The organism is Roseateles sp. L2-2, assembly GCF_050613215.1.
GTDB classification, from domain to species: domain Bacteria; phylum Pseudomonadota; class Gammaproteobacteria; order Burkholderiales; family Burkholderiaceae_C; genus Roseateles; species Roseateles noduli.
On record NZ_CP192509.1, the window covers coordinates 5,543,710 to 5,563,101 of the forward strand.

The following is a 19,392-nucleotide window of genomic DNA, read 5'->3' on the forward strand; positions in this document are numbered from 1 at the left end:
TCCTCCCGCGATGAATGAGGCGGTCGCCATCGGGCCCCTGGTGCTGCCCTGGGCGTTCCTCCATCTGTGCGTGGCGGTCGCCGTCTCCATGGCGGTTGCTGCCTTCCTCGCGCGCAGGCGCAAGCAGGACGTCGGACCGCTGCTGTGGCGCAGCCTGTGGGTCGCCATTGTGTTCGCGCGGCTGGGCTTCCTCTACGAATACAAGGAGCTCTACGCGGAGCATCCGCTCAGCATCCTCAACCTGCGCGACGGCGGCTGGTCGCCCGAGGTCGGCATCATCGCGATGTGGATGTATGCGACCTTCAAGCTGAGGAACGTGCCGGCGATGCGCCTCGCCGCGTCCGTGCCGCTGGCGGTAGGCACCGCGATCGTGATTGCCGGGCAGATCCAGCTTGCCATGCGGCCCGCGTCCGAGCCGCTGCCGGCGCTGCGCTTCGAGCAGTTGAACGGTGACCCCATCGACCTCGCCGCGCTTCGCGGGAAGCCGGTGCTGGTCAACCTCTGGGCGACCTGGTGCGGACCGTGCGTGCGCGAGATGCCGACGCTGGCTCAGGCGCAGCGCGACCGGCCGGACGTGCGCTTCGTCTTCGTCAACCAGGGTGAGGACTCCGCCCACGTCGCGAAGTGGCTGGGCCAACAGCGTCTGGACATGCGCAACGTGGCCATCGACGAACGGCGCGAGGCGAGCGCGGTGTTCAAGCAGGCGGGCTATCCCACCACGCTGCTCTTCGATGCCTCGGGGAAGCTCGTCGGCAAGCGCACCGGGGAGCTGTCGAAACCGGCGTTGGAGGCGATGTTGGCGCGGCTACGCTGAAGGCAGTGGTCTCACGAACAGCCGATCGGATCCATCGATCTCGAAGGCCCGACAGAGGTCGGCATCCGCCTCGGCGAATCCGAGCCGCACAAGCAATGCGATAGAACGAGCATTCGCTGCGTCCACCGAGGCCAGCAAGCGCGGGACGTCGTGAGCGCGATGGAGATAGTCGACCATCGCCGTCACCGCGCGCGTCGCGTGCCCCTGCCCTCGTCCTTCGGCCGTCAGCACATACGCGATCCAGCAGACTTCGGGGGACTCGACCGTCGCCTGGACGTAGCCGATCAAGCGCCCGTCGTCGCGCCGGATCATCCAGTTGAACCACAGCTCGTCGCCCTCCGGGGACTCCCCCTTCGCACGACGCTCATAAGCGCTGCGCAGCCATTCGAGCGTGGGGGGCTCGTCCTCATCGAGGAACTCGTAGATCGACGGATCGGCAAGCACCGCATGCATCTCCTCGGCATGCTCGACGGCAACGGGTTCGAGGCGCAACGGTGGCGCTTCCAGTGGCGGAAAGGCAGGCATGACCGCAGTGTCTCCGAATCACCAACCACCTAACATGGCGAATCGCTCCTCACCGTTCACCCATGTTGCTGCGCCCGATCTCGCTCCTCGACACCGCCGCCATCGATCTCGTCGCCGAGCGCATGCGCGCGACGCTGATCGAAGTCGAAGGCGAAGACGCCGGCGGTGCGATGTACACGATGGACTGGCTGCTTGACCGCGTCCGATGGCATCTGGACGGCCGCGATGCCGAGGTCATCGTCGCCGAGGACGCGACCGGCAGGATCCTCGGCCACACGATCTATCGGATCGAATCCGACGCCGGGTCGCTCAGCCCCGCGCCGTTCGGCCTGATCTCGACGACCTACGTTGTGCCGGAGGCTCGCCGGCTAGGCGTCGCGCACCGGCTGCTCACCCATGCGGAAGCCTGGTTCCGCGAACGCCGAGTGCAGCTCGCCTGCACCTGGACCTCCGAAACCAACTCGCCGTTGATCGGCCTGTACGCCCGCAACGGCTATGTCGAAGCGGAGCGCGGTCCCAATCAACTGACGCAGACGATGATGGTTAGGCTCGCCAAGCCGCTGACCGAGCCCTTGCCAGTCCGCCCGCTGCGGTGACGACCCCATGAGCACCTTCACCACCGCCGCCTTCGACGATCCCAAGCCCGGCCTGGCCGCGTTGATCGACGCCGGCCTCGATCAGCACAACGAGGCCTTCGGTGACCACGGCGCCTTCGACGGGCAGCGCGGGCTGTCGAGCGCCGCGTACGACGCCGGCGGTCGCGTCATCGGGGGCGCGGTCGGCCGCACGCTCGGACGCTGCTGCGAGCTCAAGCAGCTCTGGGTCGATGCGGCGCACCGGCACGCCGGCGTGGGCACCGCGGTCGTCCTCGCCTTCGAGCAGCGCGCCTTCGAGCGCGGCTGCGACACCTTCTACCTCAGCACCTTCAGCTTCCAGGCCCGTCCGTTCTACGAGCGCCTCGGCTACAGCGTCCAGCTGGAGATCCCCGGCCACGGTGTCGCGGGCTCGAAGTTCTTCATGGTGAAGAAACTGCCCGGCTGATTGCCCGGGTGCGGCGCCCCGCGGGCACGCACCTTGCCGCCACGTCGGCATGAACACCCCTACCCGCACCGTCCATCTCTACCTCTTCGAGGGCTTCGCCGACTGGGAGGCCGCCTACGCGGTCGCGGGCATCAACACGCCCGAGTTCCAGAAGACGCCCGGCGACTGGCAGGTGAAGACCGTCGCCGCCGCCGGCGCCAACCTGGCGCGATCGATGGGCGGCCTGTCGGTGATGCCCGACATCCGCCTGTCGACGCTGTTCCCCGACGACAGCGAACTGCTGATCCTCCCGGGCGGCGCAGGCTGGGACAAGGGCGAGCACATGGAAGCCGCCAAGAAGGCCAAGGAGTTCCTCGACGCTGGCAAGCGCGTCGCCGCGATCTGCGGCGCGACGGCGGGGCTGGCGCGGATCGGGGTGCTGGACGACCGCCAGCACACGAGCAACGCGCTGTCCTACCTGAAGGGCGTCGCGGAGTACGGCGGCAGCGACCGCTACGTCGACGAGCCCGTCGTCTCGGACCGCGGCCTGCTGACCGCGGGCGGCATGTCCGCGCTGGACTTCGCCCGGGCCATCTTCGACACGCTCGACATCTACGAGCCCGAGACCCTCGAAGCCTGGTACCAGCTCAACAAGACCGGCAAGTCGGCGTACTTCGCGAAGATGGCACAGGCGGCCGGGGGGCGCTGATCCGTTTCAGGCGCCCTTGGCCGCGGTGACGATCCCCTGCCCCGCCGCCCACGCGCCGATGTCGTCGCGCCGGATCGCCGCGGCCATCAAGCCCGGGAAGGCATCCGGCGTGCACGCGAACGACGGCACGCCCAGCGCCGCCAGCTTGGCCGCGAGCGCGCGGTCGTAGGCCGGCGCGCCCTCGTCGCTCAGCGCCAGCAAGGCCACGCACTGCACGCCGCTCTCGACCAGGGCCGCCGCGCGTCGCAGCAGTTGCGGCTCGACGCCGCCTTCGTACAGATCGGAGATCAGCACGAAGATGGTGTTGCGCGGCTCGCGGATCAGCGACTGGCAATAGGCCACCGCGCCGTTGATGTCGGTGCCGCCGCCCAGCTGGACGCCGAACAGCAGATCGACCGGATCGTCGAGCTGCTCGGTCATGTCGACCACCGCCGTGTCGAAAACGACCAGCTTGGTGCTCACCGCCGGCAGCGACGCGAGCACCGCGCCGAAGATGCTCGAGTACACGACCGAGTTCGCCATCGATCCGCTCTGGTCGATGCAGAGCACCACCTCGCGCTGCGGACGCCGCGCCTTGCGGCCGTAGCCGTGCAAGGTCTCCGGCACCACCGTCCGCAGTTCCGGCTGCCAGTGGCGCAGGTTGGCGCGGATGGTGCGGTGCCAGTCGATCTCCGACAGCCGCGGACGGCGATTGCGCTGGCTGCGGTCCAGCGCACCGGTCACCGCCGCGCGCATCGGCTCTTCGAGCCGCTTCATCAACTCGTCGACGACCTGCCGCACGACGCGTCGCGCGGTGTCCTTCGTGCCCGCCGGAATCACGCGCGACAGGGCCATGAGGTTCGCGACCAGGTGCACGTCGGGCTGCACGCCCTGCAGCATCTCCGGCTGCAACAGCATGTCGCGCAGGTTCAACCGCTCCAGCGCGTCCTTCTGCATCACCTGAACGACGGAGCTCGGGAAGTACTTGCGGATGTCGCCGAGCCAGCGCGCCACGCGCGGCGCCGAGTTGCCGCGGCCCCCGCGCCGGTCGTCGCCGAGCCCGCTGCCGTCGCCGTAGAGCGCGCTCAGCGCCTGGTCCATCTCCACCGCGTCGCCGTGCAGGCCGCCGCAACTGCCCTCGGCTTCGCCGCCTAGCACCAGACGCCAGCGGCGCAGGCGATCCGCATCGGTCGTGGTCGTGGTCGTTGGGCCGGTCACGGCGGCCGTCGGGTCCGTCAAGTCGTCAGGCGCGCTCATGCCTCCACTCCCAGCATCAATCGCAGCAGCGGCAGAGGAAGCGCCGCGCGCGCGTCGTCCCATTCCGCCGCAGCCATCACGGTGCCTACACCGCTGCCCTTGCGCGCCGCGCGCTGACCGAGGTCGCGTCGCTCGCCCGCGTCGAAGTGGGCGAAGGTGCGTCGCACCAGCGGCAGCACGCGGATGAAATGTTCGTCGTCGAGGCCGCCCAGCCAGGCATCGACCAGCGGCCAGACGCCGTCGTGATGCAGCAGCACCACCGCGTTGCGGTTCAGGAAGCCGTCCAGCCACGCCGCGGCCTTGGCCGGCTCCGCCGCGCGCGAGAGCTGCAGCGACATCGCGGTCCCCGCGTCGTCCGCCGTGATCAGCCCGTCGTCCAGCAGCAGCCGCGTGCACAGGCCGCGCAGCAGCGCGTGCGCCCCCTCGCGGGCGGCCAGCTGCGAGATCGCCGCGCGCCATTGCGTCGAGGGCTCGGACTGCCGGCCCGGATCGCGCAGCCGCACCGCAGCCTGCGCGCCCAGCACCCGGTCGCGAACCTGCTCCGCCGCGGCCTCGTCCAGCGAGTCGCCCATCAGCGGCAGGCTGATCGCCGCGCGCGTCACCAGGCCGTCGAAGACATGGCCCACCATCGCCGCGTCGGTCTGCCGCACGTTGCCGTAGCGGAAGACGTTCGCCAGCGGCGGCAGCGCCCCCAGCAGCTGATCGGCGTCGCCGGTGACCGCCGCATGGTCCTGCAGCGCGCTCGACGCGAGCGTCACCGCCTCCGGCAGGTCGGCCAGCAGCACGCGATCGACGAGTTCCGCCAACGCCGCCAGGTTCGCCGACTTGCCACAGCGCTCGGCCACCGCGGTCGTCGCGGCCTGCGCGACGGATTGGCCCCAGCGGCTCGCCTCGATCACGCGCAGCGCGAACTCGGGCTGCCATTGCAGCGTCCAGATCTCGTGGAAGGTCCCGCGCGAGGACTTGCCCGTGCGCGCGATCTCGCCCCACGGCAGGTCGATCAGCCGCAGGCGGTGCAACAGGTGGCTGCGCGCCAGATCGTTGGGCTGGCGCAGGTCGAGGTCGAGCGTCTTCTGCGTCGCCTCGGGCTTCATGCGCAGCGACTTCTGCAGCTGCTCCAGGTTGCGTTGCAGCGGCACCGTGGGCACGTCGGCCGGCACGCCGCCCAGGCGATCGCCGATGACCAGCTCGTCGTGGATGAAGCCGAGGACGGCCTCGTCACCCAGCGTCATGACGGTGCGCGTGGCTTCGTGCAGCTCGTCCAGGCCCGGTGCGGGGCGCTGCCGCAGCGCGGCCAGCGTGTCGGCCAGCCGGGCCGCCTCGATCAGGTGGGCGGAGGAGCAGTCGAGATCGCGCTCGCGCATCAGCCGCGCGACGCGCGCCAGCCAGCCGATCGCGCGGGGACGGCGCCCGCCGACATTGCCGTCCTGGCCGTCCTGGGCACTCTGGCTGCTCAGCCACAGGTGTTCGTACCAGCCCGGCGAGTGGATGCCCGCGCCGTAGCCGCTCGCGCGAGCGAGGTGTCGATAGGTCCACGGCACCCAGGTGCTCGTGACCTTGAGCTTGGGCGCGCCCTTGAGCAGCGCCTGGTCCGCTTTCGCGGTGACGTCGGCCCGCAGGCCGCCCAGGTGCCAGGCGCCGCAGACGACCGCGATGCGCTCGAAGCCCTCCTTGCGCGCCGCGCGGATGCACTGGCGCATGTGGGCCTCGCGCAGCACCTCGCGATGGGCGCGCGGGGTCCGGGGATCGAGGGTCTCGTCCTCGCCGGACTCGGCGCGCAGCGTGGTCATCGCCTCGGAGATGGCGGCGAACAGGTCCTCCCCGTCGCCGCGCTCCTCGACCATGTGATTCCACCAGGTCTCGCCGTCGGCGTAACCCGCCGCGCGGGCGAGCCAGTCCAACGGATCGCCGCGGCGCGTCGAATGCTCGACGGGCTCCGCGATGTCAGGCTCTGCAGCGTCAGGCTCTGCGGGCGCGGCCTCTGCGGGCGCAGGCTCCCCGGGCTGCCCGGCCGCCTCTTCGCTCGCCTCTTCCTTTGTCTCTTCCTTTGTCTCTTCCTTTGCCTCTTCCCTCGCCTTCTCCAGCGCGAGCGAGACGCCGACCGGCAGGTCGATGAACCGCACCGGCACGCCGGCGAGGCCGGCCCAGCGCAAGGCCTGCCACTCCGGCGAGAAGCTCGCGAACGGGTGGTAGACCGCGCGGCCCGATTCCTCCACGCCGTGCGTCAACAGCGCCACCGGCGGCGTCATCGCGGGATCGAGCACGGCGGCGACCAGGCCGTCCGCTTCGGGCGGCCCTTCGATCAGCACGCAGTCGGGCTTGAGCGCCTCGAACGCGGCGAGCAGGCTGCGCGCGCAACCCGGGCCGTGGTGACGCACGCCGAAGTAGTGGACGGGATCGCTCATGACCGCTCGTGAAGGCTCAGGGGCTCAGGGGCTCAGGGGTTCAGGGGCTCAGGGGCTCAAAGACTCGGGGACTCAGGCCCGACGGTTCAGGACTGCTCGCGGCAGGCGCGGTACAGGTCCTTCCAGTCGGTGCGTTCCTTGACGACCGTCTCGAGGTATTCGTTCCAGACGACCTGGTCCTGCACCGGGTCCTTGACGATCGCGCCGAGCAGCCCCGACGCCACGTCGCGCGGGCGCAGCACGCCGTCGCCGAAATGGCCCGCCAGCGCCATGCCGCTGTTGATCACGGAGATGGCCTCGGCCGTCGACAGCGTGCCGCTGGGCGACTTCAGCTGGGTCTTGCCGTCCTCGGTGCGGCCGTTGCGCAGCTCGCGGAAGATCTGCACGATGCGCCGCACTTCCTTGAGCGCCGGCGGCTCGGCGGGCAGCTGCAGCGCCACGCCCAGTTCGGCCACGCGCTTGACGACGATGGACACCTCCGCGTCCTCGCTCGCCGGCACCGGCAGCACCACGGTGTTGAAGCGGCGCTTCAGCGCGGCGGACAACTCGTTCACGCCCTTGTCGCGGTTGTTCGCCGTCGCGATCACGCTGAAGCCGCGCGTGGCCTGCACCTCGGTGCCGAGCTCGGGCACCGGCAGCGTCTTTTCCGACAGCACGGTGATCAGGCAGTCCTGGACGTCGGCCGGGATGCGCGTCAATTCCTCGATGCGCGCGATCTTGCCGTCGCGCATCGCCTTCATCATCGGGCTGGGCACCAGCGCGGCCTCGCTGGGCCCGTTGGCCAGCAGCTGCGCGTAGTTCCAGCCGTAGCGCAGCTGTTCCTCGCCGGTGCCCGCGGTGCCCTGGATCAGCAGGGTCGAGTCGCCGCTGACGGCCGCCGACAGGTGCTCCGACACCCACGACTTCGCGGTGCCCGGCACGCCGTAGAGCAGCAGCGCGCGGTCGGTCGCCAGCGTGGCGACGGCGATCTCCATCAGCCGCTCGTCGCCGATGTACTTGGCGCTGACCTCGAAGCCGTTCTCCAGCGTCCCGCCCATCAGGTAGCGCAGCACGGCCCACGGCGACATCGCCCAGTTCTCGGGACGCGTGCGCGTGTCCTGGCGCTTCAGTTCGGCGAGTTCCTCGGCGAACTGGTGCTCCGCATGGCGGCGCAGGACGTGCGAGGCGGTGGAGGTCTCGGGGGAAGTCGTCATGAGGTCCTCGGGATCGGATCGGGTGAAAGGGCGCGCAGGACGCGGCGCAGCGCGGCCGTCTGCGCGACGGCCTGGAGCTGCTCCGCCTGGGAGGCGGTCTCGTCGGCGGCGCGGATGTCGGGCAGCATCGCGTAGGCGGACAGGCTGTCGGCATGCACGACCGCGCCGAAGTCGACCAGCATCGCGCGGACGGCGTAGTCGTCCTTCAGCGTGCCGGCGCGGGCGCGCGTCAGCAGTTGGTGGGTCAGCGCCTGCGAGAGATCCGCGCCTAGCATCTCGCCGCCGCTCGCCGCCGCGATGAGCGCCGACAACGGCAGCGAGCCCTGTTGCAGATGCCGCAGCCAATGGCGCTCGCGGCGGGCCTGCGGCAGCCACTGGAGCGCTTGCGCCGCCTGATGCATCTGCACGGGCGCCTGTGTCTGCGTCTGCTGCGCTTGGCCGGAGGCGGAAGCCTGCGAGACATCGAGGAAGGCTTCGCACCAGTCGACCTCGCGGGTCGCGGCGAGCACGTCGAACCAGCCGCGCATCAGCGCGTCGGCCCAATCGGTCTTGCCGGCCCAGCCGAGCAGCTCGGCGGGCGTCATGCCGGTCGTCGCGGTCCACCAGTCCAGCGGGACCTGGCGCACCAGTTGATAGAGCCACCAGGCGCGTTCGCCGAGCTTCTCGTTGGACGAGCGCGCGACGACGATCTGATCGGACGCCCAGTCCCCGCCCGCGGCTTCGGGCGCATCGATGACCCAGTGCTGGCGCAGCAGCGCGCGCTCGCGGCGCAACAGCAGCGCGAGCCGGTCGGCGGCGCGCCGCGGATGGGCGGCGTCGGGCAGTCGCAGCAGCAGATCGAGCGCGACGTCGCGGACCTCGCGGCTGCGATCGGCGCGCAGCCGATCGAGGAGCGCCTCGTCGTCCATGCCGAGCCCGACCGCCAGTTGCGCCACCAGATCGGCGCGTTCCTTCGCGGCGAGCTCCGTCAGCGCGGCCTCCAGGCGACGCCGGCCTGCGGCGGCGTCGGTCGCACGCTCGCGCGCCAGGAAGGCGCGTCGCTGCTCCAGCGTGCCGTCGGTCCACAGCGCCTCGCCGGGGGCGTCACCGCCGGCGCCGGCGGCGTAGTGCCAGTCCTCGCGCTGCCGGGCCAGCCACGGGCCGCGCTCGCCGAGCACCGGCAGCAACGAAGCGCGCAGCGCGACGGCGCGTCGTCCGGCGTCGAGCGCCAGCGGCAGCAGCATCTCGGGCAGACGCAGTTCCGCCGCGGCCAGTTCCACGAACATCAGTTGCTGGAGTCGCGTGGGCGCCTCGGTCAACGCCCAGCGCAGCAGCGTGCGCGGCGAGCCGGCGGCTCCGTCGAGTCCATCGAGGCGCTCGGGCACGACCGGCGAGCGATCAACGCCGGCAGGCTCCGTCGCCGGAGCGGTCCAACGGCGGTCCTGCGTGCCGGCGGCGTCGCAGGTGGCGATGACGGCCATCGTCCGCAAGACCTGACCCGCCGGACCTTCAACAACGCCGGCGACCTGCCCGACCTGCGCAACGAGCGCGCCGATCTCGCCCGGCCATTCGGGCAGCGGTCCGGGCTGTCGATCCGTGCCCACCATCGCGACGGGCAGCAGCGGCTTCCAGGCGCTCATGCGGCGCTCCTCGACCACGCGGGAGCCGTCATTCCTGACTGCCAGGCGGTGAGCGGACGCAGCGCACGGCCGTCCCATTCGCCCATGACGGCAAGCGGATGTCCGCCGGCCACGGCCATCAGCGACCACCAGTCGGCATCGCCGACCAGCAGCGGCACGGCGCGGCCGCTGGCGCTCAGATGAGGACCGACCTCGGCGGCCACGGGCGTCGCGTTCGCGAGCACGACAGGATGGAGCTGCACGAAAGGATGGGTGGCCACGCGCTCGGCGACGCGTTGCCATTCGTCCTGCCAAGAGTCGGATCCAGCGAGACGCACCGTGCTGACGGCGCCCTCGGGCTCCGGCGGCGGCGAAGCGTCGGCGATCAGCGCGCGCAGCGGCGCGTTGCCCGGATAGAAGGCGAGCGTGAGATCGGCGGCGAGGCCCGGCAGCCACAGGCCTTCGAAACCGCGGCCGCCGTGCGCGTGATCGAGCAGCCAGGCGCGCCGGCCCGAGCGCGCGCCGTGCAGCCAGACGCGGCGTTCGTTCAGGCGGCCCTCGCGCTCCTCGACGATCACGCCGAGGACCGTCCAGCGGTCGGTGACGCGTTCGCCGACGGCGAGCACCTCGGCCTGGTCGAGCGGCCAGCCGCAGACGGTGCGCAGATCGGCCTGAACGGGCGCGGGCAGCGTCTCGCGGCGGGCGATGCCCTCGCAAGCGAGCTGCAGCAGACCGAGGCGCGAGAGCATGCGTTCCGGCCAGTCGGCGCCGAGGCGCCAGCCGTCCGCGGCCGCGCTGATGCGCTGGCCGAGACCGGGCGCCTGGGCGTCCACCATGCGCGCCGCCATCGTGCGCCAGCCGCGGATCGCGGCGTCGTCGAGCGCGCCGAGCCCCCGACCGATCTGGTCGCCGAGCCAGCGTTGCAGTTCGGCGGCGGCGTCCTCGATGCGACGCCACCGTTGCGACTCGCGCTTGAGCGCGTTGTCCGTATCGACGAGCGCCGACGCGGCCAGCGCGGGAACGACGCCGTCGGCGATCTGCGCCGCGCGCTCGGTCGCGCGTTCGACGGCTTTCTGGTCGCGTTCTTCCTTCTTCTGCGCGCGCTCGCCGCGGGAGGCGATCCATTCGGAGACCCAGGCGGGCGGCTCGGCGGCGGCGAAGCGGGAGGCGTCCTGCGCCCTGAGCATCAGCAGCGCGAGCCCGTGCTTGCAGGGGAACTTGCGGCTGGGGCAGGAGCAGCGGAACGCGGGACCGCTGAGGTCGACCTGCGTCTGATACGGCTTGGCGCCGCTGCCCTGGCATTCGCCCCAGACGGCGGCGTCATCGGCGCCCAGCAACGGCCATTTGGCCGGCGAGGTCAGTCCCCGCGCGGCCTTCGCCGATGCCTCGTCCGGCGCCAGCGCCAGCACGCCCTCCATGGTCAGCGTCATGCTGGCCCGCTCCCTGGTCGAATCGTTGTGGGTGAGTTCGAGCGGGAGTCTAGCCGGAGCGGATGACGACCTCAGGCATCGAAACAAGGCGGCGCATGCGAGGCGCCTCTCATTCCCTGTGTCTTCCCGGCACGGCATCGTGATTGTTTCCGCCTGTGAATGCGACGATGAAGACAACGTTGTCTGAAACCCTGTGATGGCCGGATTCGGGACCTCTTCGAGCACCGGCGTCCCGCCGCCGCCTATTACGGTTCCTGACGTAACCGCCCCCGCTGAAGCGGCGTCACGACGACGATCGCCGCCGGCTTTCGAGCCGTGTTCAACAGCGGAGGACAACATGTTCAAGATGAAATCCCTGGCCGCCTGCCTGGGCCTGGCCGGCCTGTTCGTGAGCGCGGCTCACGCGGCGGTGCCCGCCACGTTCAAGGTGGTCGTCAACAACCGGTGGAACGGCGGCTATTGCGCGTCGGTGATCGTCACCAATCCCAACGCCACGGCGCTGACCTGGAACGGCAGCGTCACCGTGCAGGGGCGGGTCGACAAGGTCTGGAATGCCGAGTGGAAGCAGTCCGGCAGCACGATGACCCTCAAGGGCATCGGCTGGAATCGCACGCTGGCGCCGAAGGCGGTGAACGCCTCCGTCGGCTTCTGCGCGACCGGCGCCGCCCCTGCTCCTGCTCCTGCTCCTGCTCCGGCTCCAGCACCCGCTCCGGCGCCGATCCCCGCGCCTGCGCCTAGCCCGGCGCCCGCTCCGGCCCCAGCGCCAACACCGGCTCCCGCTCCCGCTCCGGCACCGGCACCGGCACCGGCACCGGCGCCAGCCCCTGCGCCAGCGCCCGCCGCCGTCGACCCGGGCACCACGCTGACCGACTGGTACACCGGCACGCCGACGCCGCCGGCGGTCACGCCCGGCACCTGGCGCGCGGGCGGTCCCAACCCCGAGCAAGCCAGTTTCCGCCTGGTGCGGGAATCGACGCACTTCGCCTTCTATTCCGACGAGGCACTGTCCGAGGCCGACCTCACGCTGGCCGTCAACACGCTGGAGAACACGGTCTGGAACTCGCTGTTCGGCACGACGCTGGCGATGCCCGAGCCGTTCTTCAACAAGGCCGACAAGATCAAGCCCGCCATCCACATCCATTCCGGCTGGGGACTGACGGGCGGCGCCTGGACGGACGCCCAGCGCAATCTGCACATGGGCATGTGGATCGCGCCGGCCGCGCTGCGCGACCACTGGGGCCTGACGCACGAGTTCACGCACGGCTGGCAGTCGTGGGCCAACTTCAATGGCGGCATGGCCTGCAACCAGTCCAACACCTGCGGCTGGATCCACGAGAGCCACGCCAACTTCACGCCGCACCAGCTGCCGGAGTACAGGAGCAACGTGCATTGCTCGGAGATGCTGCCCAACGCGCCGCACCTCTACCTGGGCTCCACGCGCGACCGCTACTGCAACTGGCAGTTCATGGAATACCTGAAGGACCGGTACGGTCCTGAAGCGGTGACTCAGATCTGGACCACCGCCGGCGCCGATCCGTTCACCAACATCCAGAAGTCGCGCGGCTGGACGGTCGCGCAACTGAACGACTTCATCGGCGAATGGGCCATGCACAACGTGATCTGGGACTACAAGGCCACGCCGGACGCGTTCCGCAACACCTACGGCAACATCACGCTGAACGACAAGGCCGAGCGCATGCGACGCCTCATGCCGCTGGAGTCGCTGGACGGCAACTGGGCGAGCAACCGCCGCTTCGTCTCGCCGTACCACGGCTCGCCGCAGCGTTTCGGCTACAACGTCGTCCGCCTCTATCCGGAGGCCGGTGCCACCACGGTGACGGTGAAGTTCCGCGGCGTCGACACGTCCGGCGCGAACGCCGATTTCCGCTGGGGGCTGGTCGCGACCAACTCGCAATTCACCTCGGCGCGCTACAGCGGCCTGCAGAAGGGACTGGACGGCGAACTCACCTACCGCGTCACGGCCGGTGAGCCGCTGTTCCTGGTCGTGAGCGCGACGCCGACGGTGTTCAAGACCATCGTCTGGGACCAGGCCTACGGCTCGATCAACCGCTACCGCTACATGGTGGAACTGGCCGGCGCCTGGCCGCAGGGATTCCAGGGTGGACAGCGCGAGCTGTGCCCGACCGGCACCATGCGCCACGCCAACGGCGGCGGCTGCGCGCCGACCGGCACGCCGGCGTCGGTGTACGTCGGCCCGTACGCGAAGATCCTGACCGGCGGTCGCGCCAGCGGCAACGCCCGCATCGAGGACCAGGCCATCATCGCCAACGGGTCCGTGTCGGACAACGCGGTGGTCGGCGGACTGAGCGTCGTCGGCGTGACGGGCAGCCCGTGGGGCAACAACACGTTCAACGTGTCGGGCTCGGCGCAGGTGCGGACCACCTTCTATCCGCTGGGCTTCTTCGAGGCCAACCAGGGCGCGTCCGGCACGCTCAACCTGCACGGCGACGTGGAGTACCGCGGCGTCGGCCTGAACCTGGGCAGCGGCAACCGCTCCGGCTTCGTCGACGCGACGTCCAACGTCGGCCTGTCGACCGACGTCAATCCGAAGACGGCCCCAGTCTGGCGCAACTGATGGGCTGATCGACGGAAGGGCCGGTCGGCCCGGTGCTCACGACGGCGTCCTCGGTGGAACCCTCGGGGGCGCCGTTGCCATGTCCGATTTGCCATTTCTGCCGGCAAGTCGGCGTACTTCGCGAAGATGGCGCAGGGCGCGGGCGGACGCTGAGGCCGCCGCACCGCAGCGCCTCAAGGCTGCGTCTTGAACGCTTCGAGCTGCTTGATGCGCGCCTGCGCGTGATCGCGCATGCAGCCGAGGTACTGCAGGTTGCGGATCGAACCTTCGGACCACAGGTCGAGCACCGCCTTGCAGTCGGCTTCGCGGAACTTGACCCACAGCCGCTGCGCCGCGACGAGGCTGTCCTTCGGCTTCACCGCCTTGGCGCCGCCGACCTTGGCCGGCGTCTCTGCCAGCACGCGGCGATAGACGTCGTTGAGCTGCTTCTCGACCTGCTGCTGCTCCTGCGCCGCGCAGTCGTTCATGTCGACGGTGCTCACGGCGTTCGCGCAGTCCAGCGCGTGCGCGGACGAGCCCGCCGACATCACCAGCGCCGCGAAGGCAAGCCGTCGTGCGATCGCGCGGTCGAGGTAGAAACCATTGCTCTTCATGGATGCTCCTTGTGATCAGAAGGACATACGGCTCGAAAGGCAGCTTGGATGCGCCCGGGATCCGCAGCGACGGCCACATGAACAACGATCAACTCGCTCAGCGGTTCAGCGGGATGACTGGCACATCTAATGGCGAAGTCGAACACCTCGCTCAGCGGCTCATCGTCATGCCATGTTGTCATCACAGACCCGTGCGCTGGCACATCGCCGTAGTCGAACTTCTCGAGGCAGGACCAATCCATCGCATCGTCCCAACTGCTCGCAGCCACGCCCCATGCCATCGCGTAGAGACAGCCTTCGGCGACGAGCCAGTGACTGATGCGACTCTGCTGAGCCGGCGTCACGGGGACGTCGGCCACGATCACCGCGCGGAACGGCGCACGCGCCGAGAGTGCGGGCAGTGACCCGTCGGGATCGACGTGGCGGTAAATCGGTTGCGGGACATCCATCGGAACTTCGCGCATGTGCATCGCCGTTTCGCGCTGTTTCATTTCTGCTGAGTTCGCGATGACCTTCGACATCGGCACATCGCTTCGCTCCACGTCCAATGGTGACATGTCTCAGTCCAAGACCGCCTTCGCACTGATGCTGGCCCTCGGGAGCCTTCAAGTCTGCGCCGCGCCCACACCATTCAGTTGCCCCACCGAGTGGGCCTCCACCAAGCAGGAGGCCGCAGAAGTGCCTGAGGGGTTCACAGCCTCGCGCGAAATGCCTCAAGCGAAGCACGACCTCGGCGGTTTCCGCATCAACCAAGGCCCCATCGAGGAACACCAGGGCGCGATCTACGACGACGTGAAGACGCAGCGCGACGCCAAGGGCGGCGTCACCGAAACGCTGATCTGGAACGTCGCTGCGCTTGATCGCCCGCTCGCGATCTGCAGCTACACAGGGACGCGGCTCGTTCTCACGCGACCACTGACTGGCTATGCCCAGTGCACGGCCATCATGCGCAAGGAACCCGGCGCCATGATGACCATCCGTGCCGTCAACTGCCGCTGAGCGGCACGTCGACAGGTATCACGGCAAACGCGCCAGCGCCTCCAGATACCGCGGGGCCAGCATCAGCTCATCCCAGGTCAGCGGGGCCGACTGCGGCACCAGTGCCGCGCGGCGCGCTTCGCTGTCGATCGCGGGCGTCCACGTGCCCTTGGCTTGCGCGTCGGTCAGGCCGTCGAGCAGCTCGTCGATCGCGCGGCCGCCCTGCTCCTGGCTCTGGTTGCACAGCAGCACCAGGTCGCAGCCCGCGCCCAGCGCCGCAAGCGCCGCCTCGGTGTAGCCCACCGGCCGGCCTTCGATCACGCGCGCCGCGGCCATGCCGAGGTCGTCGCTGAACACCGCGCCGGCGAAGCCCAGGCGGTCGCGCAGGATGTCCTGCAGCCAGCGCTGGCTGAAGCCCGCCGGACGGCTGTCCACCTTGCGGTAGACCACGTGCGCGGGCATCACCGCCGACAGGCTCAGGCTCAGCCATTCGAACGGGCGGACGTCCTCCGCCAGGATCGCCTTCAGCGAGCGCGTGTCCACCGGCACGCCCACATGCGAATCGACGCTCACCGCGCCGTGTCCCGGGAAGTGCTTGCCGCAGCTCGCCATGCCCGCCAGGGCCAGGCCTTGCATCAGGCTCTGCGCCAGCAGGCTCACCACGCGCGGATCGCTGTGGAAGCTGCGCGATCCGATCACCGCGCTGATCGACTGGCGGCCGGCATCCTGATGGTCCAGGTCCAGCACCGGCGCGAAGCTCATGTCGACGCCGCAGGCGCGCAGTTCCAGCGCCAGCACCAGGCCGGTCGCCGTCGCGGCCTGCACCGCGCGCATCGCGTCGTCCATCCACAGTTCGCCGAGCGCGCGCATCGCCGGCAGCGCCGTGAAACCGTCCGTGCGGAAACGCTGGACACGACCGCCTTCCTGGTCGACCGCGATCAGCAGGTCGGGTCGGATGGCCTTGGCCTCGGCGCACAGCGAGGTCAGCTGCGCGCGGTTCTCGAAGTGGCGCGCGAACAGGATCATCCCGCCCGTCAGCGGATGCGCCAGCCGGCGGCGGTCGTCCGCCGTCAGCGTCGTGCCGGCGATGTCCAGGATCACGGGCGAATGCAGATGCTCGGTCATTGACTGTCTCTCTCGTTGGTCGCGCGCCTTTGCACGGTCGGGCACATTCAGGCGCGTTCAGATGTCGTTGGAATCATTCCCGGGTCTCGACGACGACGAACGCCGTCGCATAGTCGGTTTCGTCGCTCACGCTGACATGCGCGCTCAGGCCTTTGGCCTCGAACCACTCGGCCAGCGCACCGTGCAGCTGGATCCCCGGCTTGCCGCTGCGCGCCTTGACGATCTCGCAGGCGCGCCAGGTCATCGGCATCCGCATGCCCATGCCGATCGCCTTCGAGAACGCCTCCTTGGCCGAGAACCGCGTCGCCAGGTAGGCGATGCCCCGCGCCTCGACCTTGGCGTACCGCTCGCGGAACACCTCGATCTCGTGCGGGCCCAGCACCTTCTCGGCAAAGCGCACGCCGCGCCGTTGGAAGGTCTCCCGGATGCGCCGGATGTCGCAGACGTCCGTGCCGATGCCGTAGATCATCGCGACCCTTTCATGCGCAGCGCGTGCGCGCTTGGTGCCCGCCGTGTGGACGTTGCGTGCAGAAGTGCAATCAGACGTACGCGCGCTGGATGCAGCGCTGGTAGTCGCGCACCGCCTCGGTGTAGCCGAGTTCCAGCGCGTCCGCGATCAGCGCGTGGCCGATCGAGACCTCCGACACCCCCGGCACCTCGCGCAGGAAGCGCGTCAGGTTGTCGCGGTTCAGGTCATGGCCGGCGTTGATGCCCAACCCCTGCGCCAGCGCCGCGCGCGCCGCGGCGGCGAAGGCGGCCACCACCTCGACCTCGCGCGGCGTGCCGAAGGCGCTCGCCCAGGTCTCGGTGTAGAGCTCGATGCGGTCCGCCCCCAGCGCGGCCACGTGCACCATCGCCTCCGGCAGCGGATCCATGAACAGGCTCACCCGCACGCCCAGCGACTTGCATTCCGCGATCATCGGGCGCAGCCGTTCGGCATCCGCCGGCAGGTTCCAGCCGTGGTCGGAGGTGAACTGGTCCTCGCTGTCCGGCACGAAAGTCGCCTGATGCGGCCGCGTCTCGCGGATGAAATCCATCAGGTTCTGCGTCGGGTTGCCCTCGATGTTGTACTCGGCTTGCGGCCAGGCCTTCATCAGTGCGGCGAGCTCGCGCACGTCGTCGGCGCGGATGTGGCGCGCGTCGGGCCGCGGATGCACCGTGATGCCCTGCGCGCCGGCCTCCAGGCACAGCTGCGCCGCGCGCGTCACGCTGGGAATGCCCAGGTGCCGGGTGTTGCGCAGCAGCGCGACCTTGTTGACGTTGACCGACAGCGCGCATCGCGCATCGTGGCGGCCGGATTCGGGAGCGATCAGCGGATTCATGTGAGCAGCTTCTGGACGTCGAGCAGCACTTGCCGCGTCCGCAATGGACGATGCCCCAGATGATAGTGAAGCAATGCGCGCGACAACGGCTTCAGCGCCGGACCCGCAAGTTCGCAGGCCTGATGCAGCGCCGCCTGGCTGCCGTGCAGCAGCGCCGCCTGCAGCTGGATGAAGGCCTGGCCCGTGAGTCCCGTGAAGCCCGTCGACTGCGGCGCGTCATGCGCCGGCACGACGACCCCGGACTCCGGCGCGAGCATGTAGAGCCGCTCCGGATCGAGCGGCGCCTGCGTCGTCGAGAGCACGCTGAGATCGGGCAGCAGGCCGCAGATCGCGAGCATCTTCAGTTCGAACGCGCGCAGCGCGGCGTGCGCGTCGTCCACGGACGTCAGCTGCGGCAGCAGGGCCGCGTAGGCGTCGAAGAGCTCCGGCTGCGCCTCCTGGCGCGGCAGGAACTTCAGCAGCAGCTCGTTGACGTAGTAGCCGCTGAACAGCGCCGCGCCGCTGGGCAGCGTCTGTCCGCCGACCCACTCGGCGCCGCGCAGCGACTGGACCTCGGCCGCGCCGTCCTCGTTCATCTTCGACGGCTTGGACAGCGTCACCTGAAGCCGCAGGAAGGGCAGCAAGACCGATCGCAGCTGCGAATACGGCCGCTTCGCGCCCTTGGCCACCACCGCCAGCCGGCCGTGCTCACGGCTGAACAGGTCCAGCACGAGGCTGGTCTCGCTCCAGTCGTAGTGATGCAAAACAAAAGCCGCCTGCGTGGCGGGCGGCTTCGGGGCGCGTGTGGCCATGGGCCTTACTCGTAACCGTAGCTTCTCAGATGCTCTTCGGAATCGGCCCAGCCGGACCGCACCTTCACCCAGAGCTCCAGGAACACGCGCGCGTCCCACAGCTTCTCGAGTTCCTGGCGCGTCTCCGAGCCGATGCGCTTCAAGCGCTCGCCGCCCTGGCCGATGATCATGCCCTTCTGCGCGTCGCGCTCGACCACGATGGTCGCGGCGATGCGGCGCAGGTTGCCCTCCTCTTCCCAGCGATCGATGATCACCGTGGCTTCGTAGGGCAGTTCGTCGCCGGTCAGGCGGAAGAGCTTCTCGCGGATCATCTCCGCGGCCATGAACTTCTCGCTGCGGTCGGTCAGCGCGTCTTCCTCATAGAACCATTCCTGGCTCGGGAGGTAGGGCTTCAGGATCTGGAACAGGCGCTGCACGTCCGAGTCCTTCTTGGCCGACAGCGGCACGAACTCGGTGAAGTTGCGGCGCTCCTGCATGCTCTTGAGCCAGGGCATCATCTCGGCCCGTCTCGTCACCGCGTCCAGCTTGTTGGCGATCAGCACCACCGGCTTGTTCTGCGGCAGCAGCGACAGCACCTTCGCGTCGTCCAGGCCGAAGCGGCCCGCCTCGACCACGAACAGCACCAGATCCACGTCCGCCAGCACGCCCTGGACCGTGCGGTTCAGGTTGCGGTTCAGCGCGCTGCTGTGCTTGGTCTGGAAGCCGGGCGTGTCGACGAAGACGAACTGCGCCTCGTCGACGGTGCGCACGCCGGTGATGCGGTGGCGCGTGGTCTGCGCCTTCTTCGAGGTGATCGAGACCTTCTGTCCCACCAGCGCGTTCAGCAGGGTCGACTTGCCGACGTTGGGCCGGCCGACGATCGCGATCAGGCCGCAGCGCAGGTCGCCCTCGTAGGGCATCGCACCGATGCCGCCCTGGACCTCGGGCAGGTCCTCGCCCTCCTCGCCCTCCTCGTCCAGTTCATCGCCCTCGTCGTGGGCGGCGGCGTCGGCATCGTGATCGAGCGGCGTGGCGGAGTCGTGCGGGGCGTTCAGATGGGGATCCTCGGAAACAGGGG

19 protein-coding genes are annotated in these 19,392 nt (G+C 69.8%); 6 read left to right on the top strand and 13 right to left on the bottom strand.

Features of this window, described 5'->3' with window-relative positions; all coding sequences use genetic code 11:
• Nucleotides 1–10: 10 nt before the first annotated feature.
• Complete coding sequence (locus tag ACQZ13_RS24760) at nucleotides 11–814, top strand: prolipoprotein diacylglyceryl transferase family protein (protein ID WP_431048525.1); 804 nt, start codon at nucleotides 11–13, stop codon at nucleotides 812–814.
• Here ACQZ13_RS24760 and ACQZ13_RS24765 read toward each other — a convergent pair.
• Nucleotides 806–1,339: a GNAT family N-acetyltransferase gene (locus ACQZ13_RS24765; protein WP_431048526.1), complete on the bottom strand. Its 534-nt coding sequence runs from the start codon at nucleotides 1,337–1,339 to the stop codon at nucleotides 806–808. The genes ACQZ13_RS24760 and ACQZ13_RS24765 overlap by 9 nt on opposite strands.
• Nucleotides 1,340–1,401: 62 nt before the next feature.
• On the opposite strand from ACQZ13_RS24765, the gene ACQZ13_RS24770 reads away from it, so the two are divergent.
• The 3 genes from ACQZ13_RS24770 to ACQZ13_RS24780 are packed head-to-tail and all read left to right on the top strand — an operon-like array spanning nucleotide 1,402 to nucleotide 3,068.
• Complete coding sequence (locus ACQZ13_RS24770) at nucleotides 1,402–1,935, top strand: GNAT family N-acetyltransferase (RefSeq protein WP_431048527.1); 534 nt, start codon at nucleotides 1,402–1,404, stop codon at nucleotides 1,933–1,935.
• 7 nt (nucleotides 1,936–1,942) lie between these two features.
• Entirely contained in the window at nucleotides 1,943–2,380 is a 438-nt protein-coding gene (locus ACQZ13_RS24775) for a GNAT family N-acetyltransferase (protein WP_431048528.1), read from the top strand.
• Between the two features lie 49 nt (nucleotides 2,381–2,429).
• Nucleotides 2,430–3,068 (top strand): DJ-1/PfpI family protein, encoded by a 639-nt coding sequence (locus tag ACQZ13_RS24780; protein ID WP_431048529.1) that lies wholly within the window; start codon nucleotides 2,430–2,432, stop codon nucleotides 3,066–3,068.
• Between the two features lie 6 nt (nucleotides 3,069–3,074).
• Here the strand turns inward: ACQZ13_RS24780 and ACQZ13_RS24785 are convergent, their stop codons facing one another.
• From ACQZ13_RS24785 to ACQZ13_RS24805, 5 genes are all read right to left on the bottom strand, one after another.
• Nucleotides 3,075–4,304, bottom strand: coding sequence for a VWA domain-containing protein (locus tag ACQZ13_RS24785; RefSeq protein ID WP_431048530.1), 1,230 nt, complete (start codon nucleotides 4,302–4,304; stop codon nucleotides 3,075–3,077).
• Complete coding sequence (locus ACQZ13_RS24790) at nucleotides 4,301–6,709, bottom strand: DUF5682 family protein (RefSeq protein ID WP_431048531.1); 2,409 nt, start codon at nucleotides 6,707–6,709, stop codon at nucleotides 4,301–4,303. Before ACQZ13_RS24790 ends, ACQZ13_RS24785 begins: the two co-directional genes overlap by 4 nt.
• A gap of 86 nt (nucleotides 6,710–6,795) precedes the next feature.
• Complete coding sequence (locus tag ACQZ13_RS24795) at nucleotides 6,796–7,902, bottom strand: ATP-binding protein (protein WP_431048532.1); 1,107 nt, start codon at nucleotides 7,900–7,902, stop codon at nucleotides 6,796–6,798.
• Nucleotides 7,899–9,521: a DUF5691 domain-containing protein gene (locus ACQZ13_RS24800; protein WP_431048533.1), complete on the bottom strand. Its 1,623-nt coding sequence runs from the start codon at nucleotides 9,519–9,521 to the stop codon at nucleotides 7,899–7,901. The genes ACQZ13_RS24795 and ACQZ13_RS24800 overlap by 4 nt, the downstream gene beginning before the upstream one ends.
• Nucleotides 9,518–10,930 carry an SWIM zinc finger family protein gene (locus ACQZ13_RS24805; RefSeq protein ID WP_431048534.1) on the bottom strand — a complete coding sequence of 471 codons (1,413 nt, stop codon included), beginning with the start codon at nucleotides 10,928–10,930 and terminating at the stop codon, nucleotides 9,518–9,520. Before ACQZ13_RS24805 ends, ACQZ13_RS24800 begins: the two co-directional genes overlap by 4 nt.
• A 337-nt stretch (nucleotides 10,931–11,267) precedes the next feature.
• Here ACQZ13_RS24805 and ACQZ13_RS24810 point away from each other — a divergent pair, with 337 nt between their 5' ends.
• Complete coding sequence (locus tag ACQZ13_RS24810) at nucleotides 11,268–13,526, top strand: DUF6055 domain-containing protein (RefSeq protein ID WP_431048535.1); 2,259 nt, start codon at nucleotides 11,268–11,270, stop codon at nucleotides 13,524–13,526.
• Between the two features lie 173 nt (nucleotides 13,527–13,699).
• On the opposite strand, the gene ACQZ13_RS24815 is transcribed toward ACQZ13_RS24810, so the two are convergent.
• Nucleotides 13,700–14,119: a lysozyme inhibitor LprI family protein gene (locus ACQZ13_RS24815; protein ID WP_431048536.1), complete on the bottom strand. Its 420-nt coding sequence runs from the start codon at nucleotides 14,117–14,119 to the stop codon at nucleotides 13,700–13,702.
• The gene (locus ACQZ13_RS24820) at nucleotides 14,116–14,640 is read right to left on the bottom strand and encodes a DUF7684 family protein (RefSeq protein WP_431048537.1); all 525 of its coding nucleotides are present in this window, start codon (nucleotides 14,638–14,640) and stop codon (nucleotides 14,116–14,118) included. Before ACQZ13_RS24820 ends, ACQZ13_RS24815 begins: the two co-directional genes overlap by 4 nt.
• On the opposite strand from ACQZ13_RS24820, the gene ACQZ13_RS24825 reads away from it, so the two are divergent.
• Entirely contained in the window at nucleotides 14,627–15,118 is a 492-nt protein-coding gene (locus ACQZ13_RS24825; RefSeq protein WP_431048538.1) for an STY0301 family protein, read from the top strand. The two genes, ACQZ13_RS24820 and ACQZ13_RS24825, sit on opposite strands and share 14 nt — an antisense overlap.
• An 18-nt stretch (nucleotides 15,119–15,136) precedes the next feature.
• Here the strand turns inward: ACQZ13_RS24825 and nagZ are convergent, their stop codons facing one another.
• The 5 genes from nagZ to era all read right to left on the bottom strand — a co-directional run bounded on the left by nagZ (nucleotide 15,137) and on the right by era (nucleotide 19,234).
• Complete coding sequence (gene nagZ, locus ACQZ13_RS24830; protein WP_431048539.1) at nucleotides 15,137–16,222, bottom strand: beta-N-acetylhexosaminidase; 1,086 nt, start codon at nucleotides 16,220–16,222, stop codon at nucleotides 15,137–15,139.
• Between the two features lie 73 nt (nucleotides 16,223–16,295).
• Nucleotides 16,296–16,691, bottom strand: a complete 396-nt coding sequence (gene acpS / locus ACQZ13_RS24835; RefSeq protein ID WP_431048540.1) for a holo-ACP synthase — start codon at nucleotides 16,689–16,691, stop codon at nucleotides 16,296–16,298.
• Nucleotides 16,692–16,761: 70 nt separating this feature from the next.
• The gene (locus ACQZ13_RS24840; protein ID WP_431048541.1) at nucleotides 16,762–17,544 is read right to left on the bottom strand and encodes a pyridoxine 5'-phosphate synthase; all 783 of its coding nucleotides are present in this window, start codon (nucleotides 17,542–17,544) and stop codon (nucleotides 16,762–16,764) included.
• Nucleotides 17,541–18,335: a DNA repair protein RecO gene (gene recO, locus ACQZ13_RS24845; RefSeq protein WP_431048542.1), complete on the bottom strand. Its 795-nt coding sequence runs from the start codon at nucleotides 18,333–18,335 to the stop codon at nucleotides 17,541–17,543. The genes ACQZ13_RS24840 and recO overlap by 4 nt, the downstream gene beginning before the upstream one ends.
• A 5-nt stretch (nucleotides 18,336–18,340) precedes the next feature.
• Nucleotides 18,341–19,234, bottom strand: coding sequence for a GTPase Era (gene era / locus ACQZ13_RS24850; protein ID WP_088406434.1), 894 nt, complete (start codon nucleotides 19,232–19,234; stop codon nucleotides 18,341–18,343).
• Nucleotides 19,235–19,392: the final 158 nt, after the last annotated feature.

Bases quoted from the DNA above. Each gene is read 5' to 3' on its own strand.
- ACQZ13_RS24760 (WP_431048525.1), top strand. From the start codon at position 11: ATGAATGAGGCGGTCGCCATCGGGCCCCTGGTGCTGCCCTGGGCGTTC.
- ACQZ13_RS24765 (WP_431048526.1), bottom strand. From the start codon at position 1,339: ATGCCTGCCTTTCCGCCACTGGAAGCGCCACCGTTGCGCCTCGAACCC.
- ACQZ13_RS24770 (WP_431048527.1), top strand. From the start codon at position 1,402: ATGTTGCTGCGCCCGATCTCGCTCCTCGACACCGCCGCCATCGATCTC.
- ACQZ13_RS24775 (WP_431048528.1), top strand. From the start codon at position 1,943: ATGAGCACCTTCACCACCGCCGCCTTCGACGATCCCAAGCCCGGCCTG.
- ACQZ13_RS24780 (WP_431048529.1), top strand. From the start codon at position 2,430: ATGAACACCCCTACCCGCACCGTCCATCTCTACCTCTTCGAGGGCTTC.
- ACQZ13_RS24785 (WP_431048530.1), bottom strand. From the start codon at position 4,304: ATGAGCGCGCCTGACGACTTGACGGACCCGACGGCCGCCGTGACCGGC.
- ACQZ13_RS24790 (WP_431048531.1), bottom strand. From the start codon at position 6,709: ATGAGCGATCCCGTCCACTACTTCGGCGTGCGTCACCACGGCCCGGGT.
- ACQZ13_RS24795 (WP_431048532.1), bottom strand. From the start codon at position 7,902: ATGACGACTTCCCCCGAGACCTCCACCGCCTCGCACGTCCTGCGCCGC.
- ACQZ13_RS24800 (WP_431048533.1), bottom strand. From the start codon at position 9,521: ATGAGCGCCTGGAAGCCGCTGCTGCCCGTCGCGATGGTGGGCACGGAT.
- ACQZ13_RS24805 (WP_431048534.1), bottom strand. From the start codon at position 10,930: ATGACGCTGACCATGGAGGGCGTGCTGGCGCTGGCGCCGGACGAGGCA.
- ACQZ13_RS24810 (WP_431048535.1), top strand. From the start codon at position 11,268: ATGTTCAAGATGAAATCCCTGGCCGCCTGCCTGGGCCTGGCCGGCCTG.
- ACQZ13_RS24815 (WP_431048536.1), bottom strand. From the start codon at position 14,119: ATGAAGAGCAATGGTTTCTACCTCGACCGCGCGATCGCACGACGGCTT.
- ACQZ13_RS24825 (WP_431048538.1), top strand. From the start codon at position 14,627: ATGACCTTCGACATCGGCACATCGCTTCGCTCCACGTCCAATGGTGAC.
- ACQZ13_RS24820 (WP_431048537.1), bottom strand. From the start codon at position 14,640: ATGTCGAAGGTCATCGCGAACTCAGCAGAAATGAAACAGCGCGAAACG.
- nagZ (WP_431048539.1), bottom strand. From the start codon at position 16,222: ATGACCGAGCATCTGCATTCGCCCGTGATCCTGGACATCGCCGGCACG.
- acpS (WP_431048540.1), bottom strand. From the start codon at position 16,691: ATGATCTACGGCATCGGCACGGACGTCTGCGACATCCGGCGCATCCGG.
- ACQZ13_RS24840 (WP_431048541.1), bottom strand. From the start codon at position 17,544: ATGAATCCGCTGATCGCTCCCGAATCCGGCCGCCACGATGCGCGATGC.
- recO (WP_431048542.1), bottom strand. From the start codon at position 18,335: ATGGCCACACGCGCCCCGAAGCCGCCCGCCACGCAGGCGGCTTTTGTT.
- era (WP_088406434.1), bottom strand. From the start codon at position 19,234: ATGCCCTACGAGGGCGACCTGCGCTGCGGCCTGATCGCGATCGTCGGC.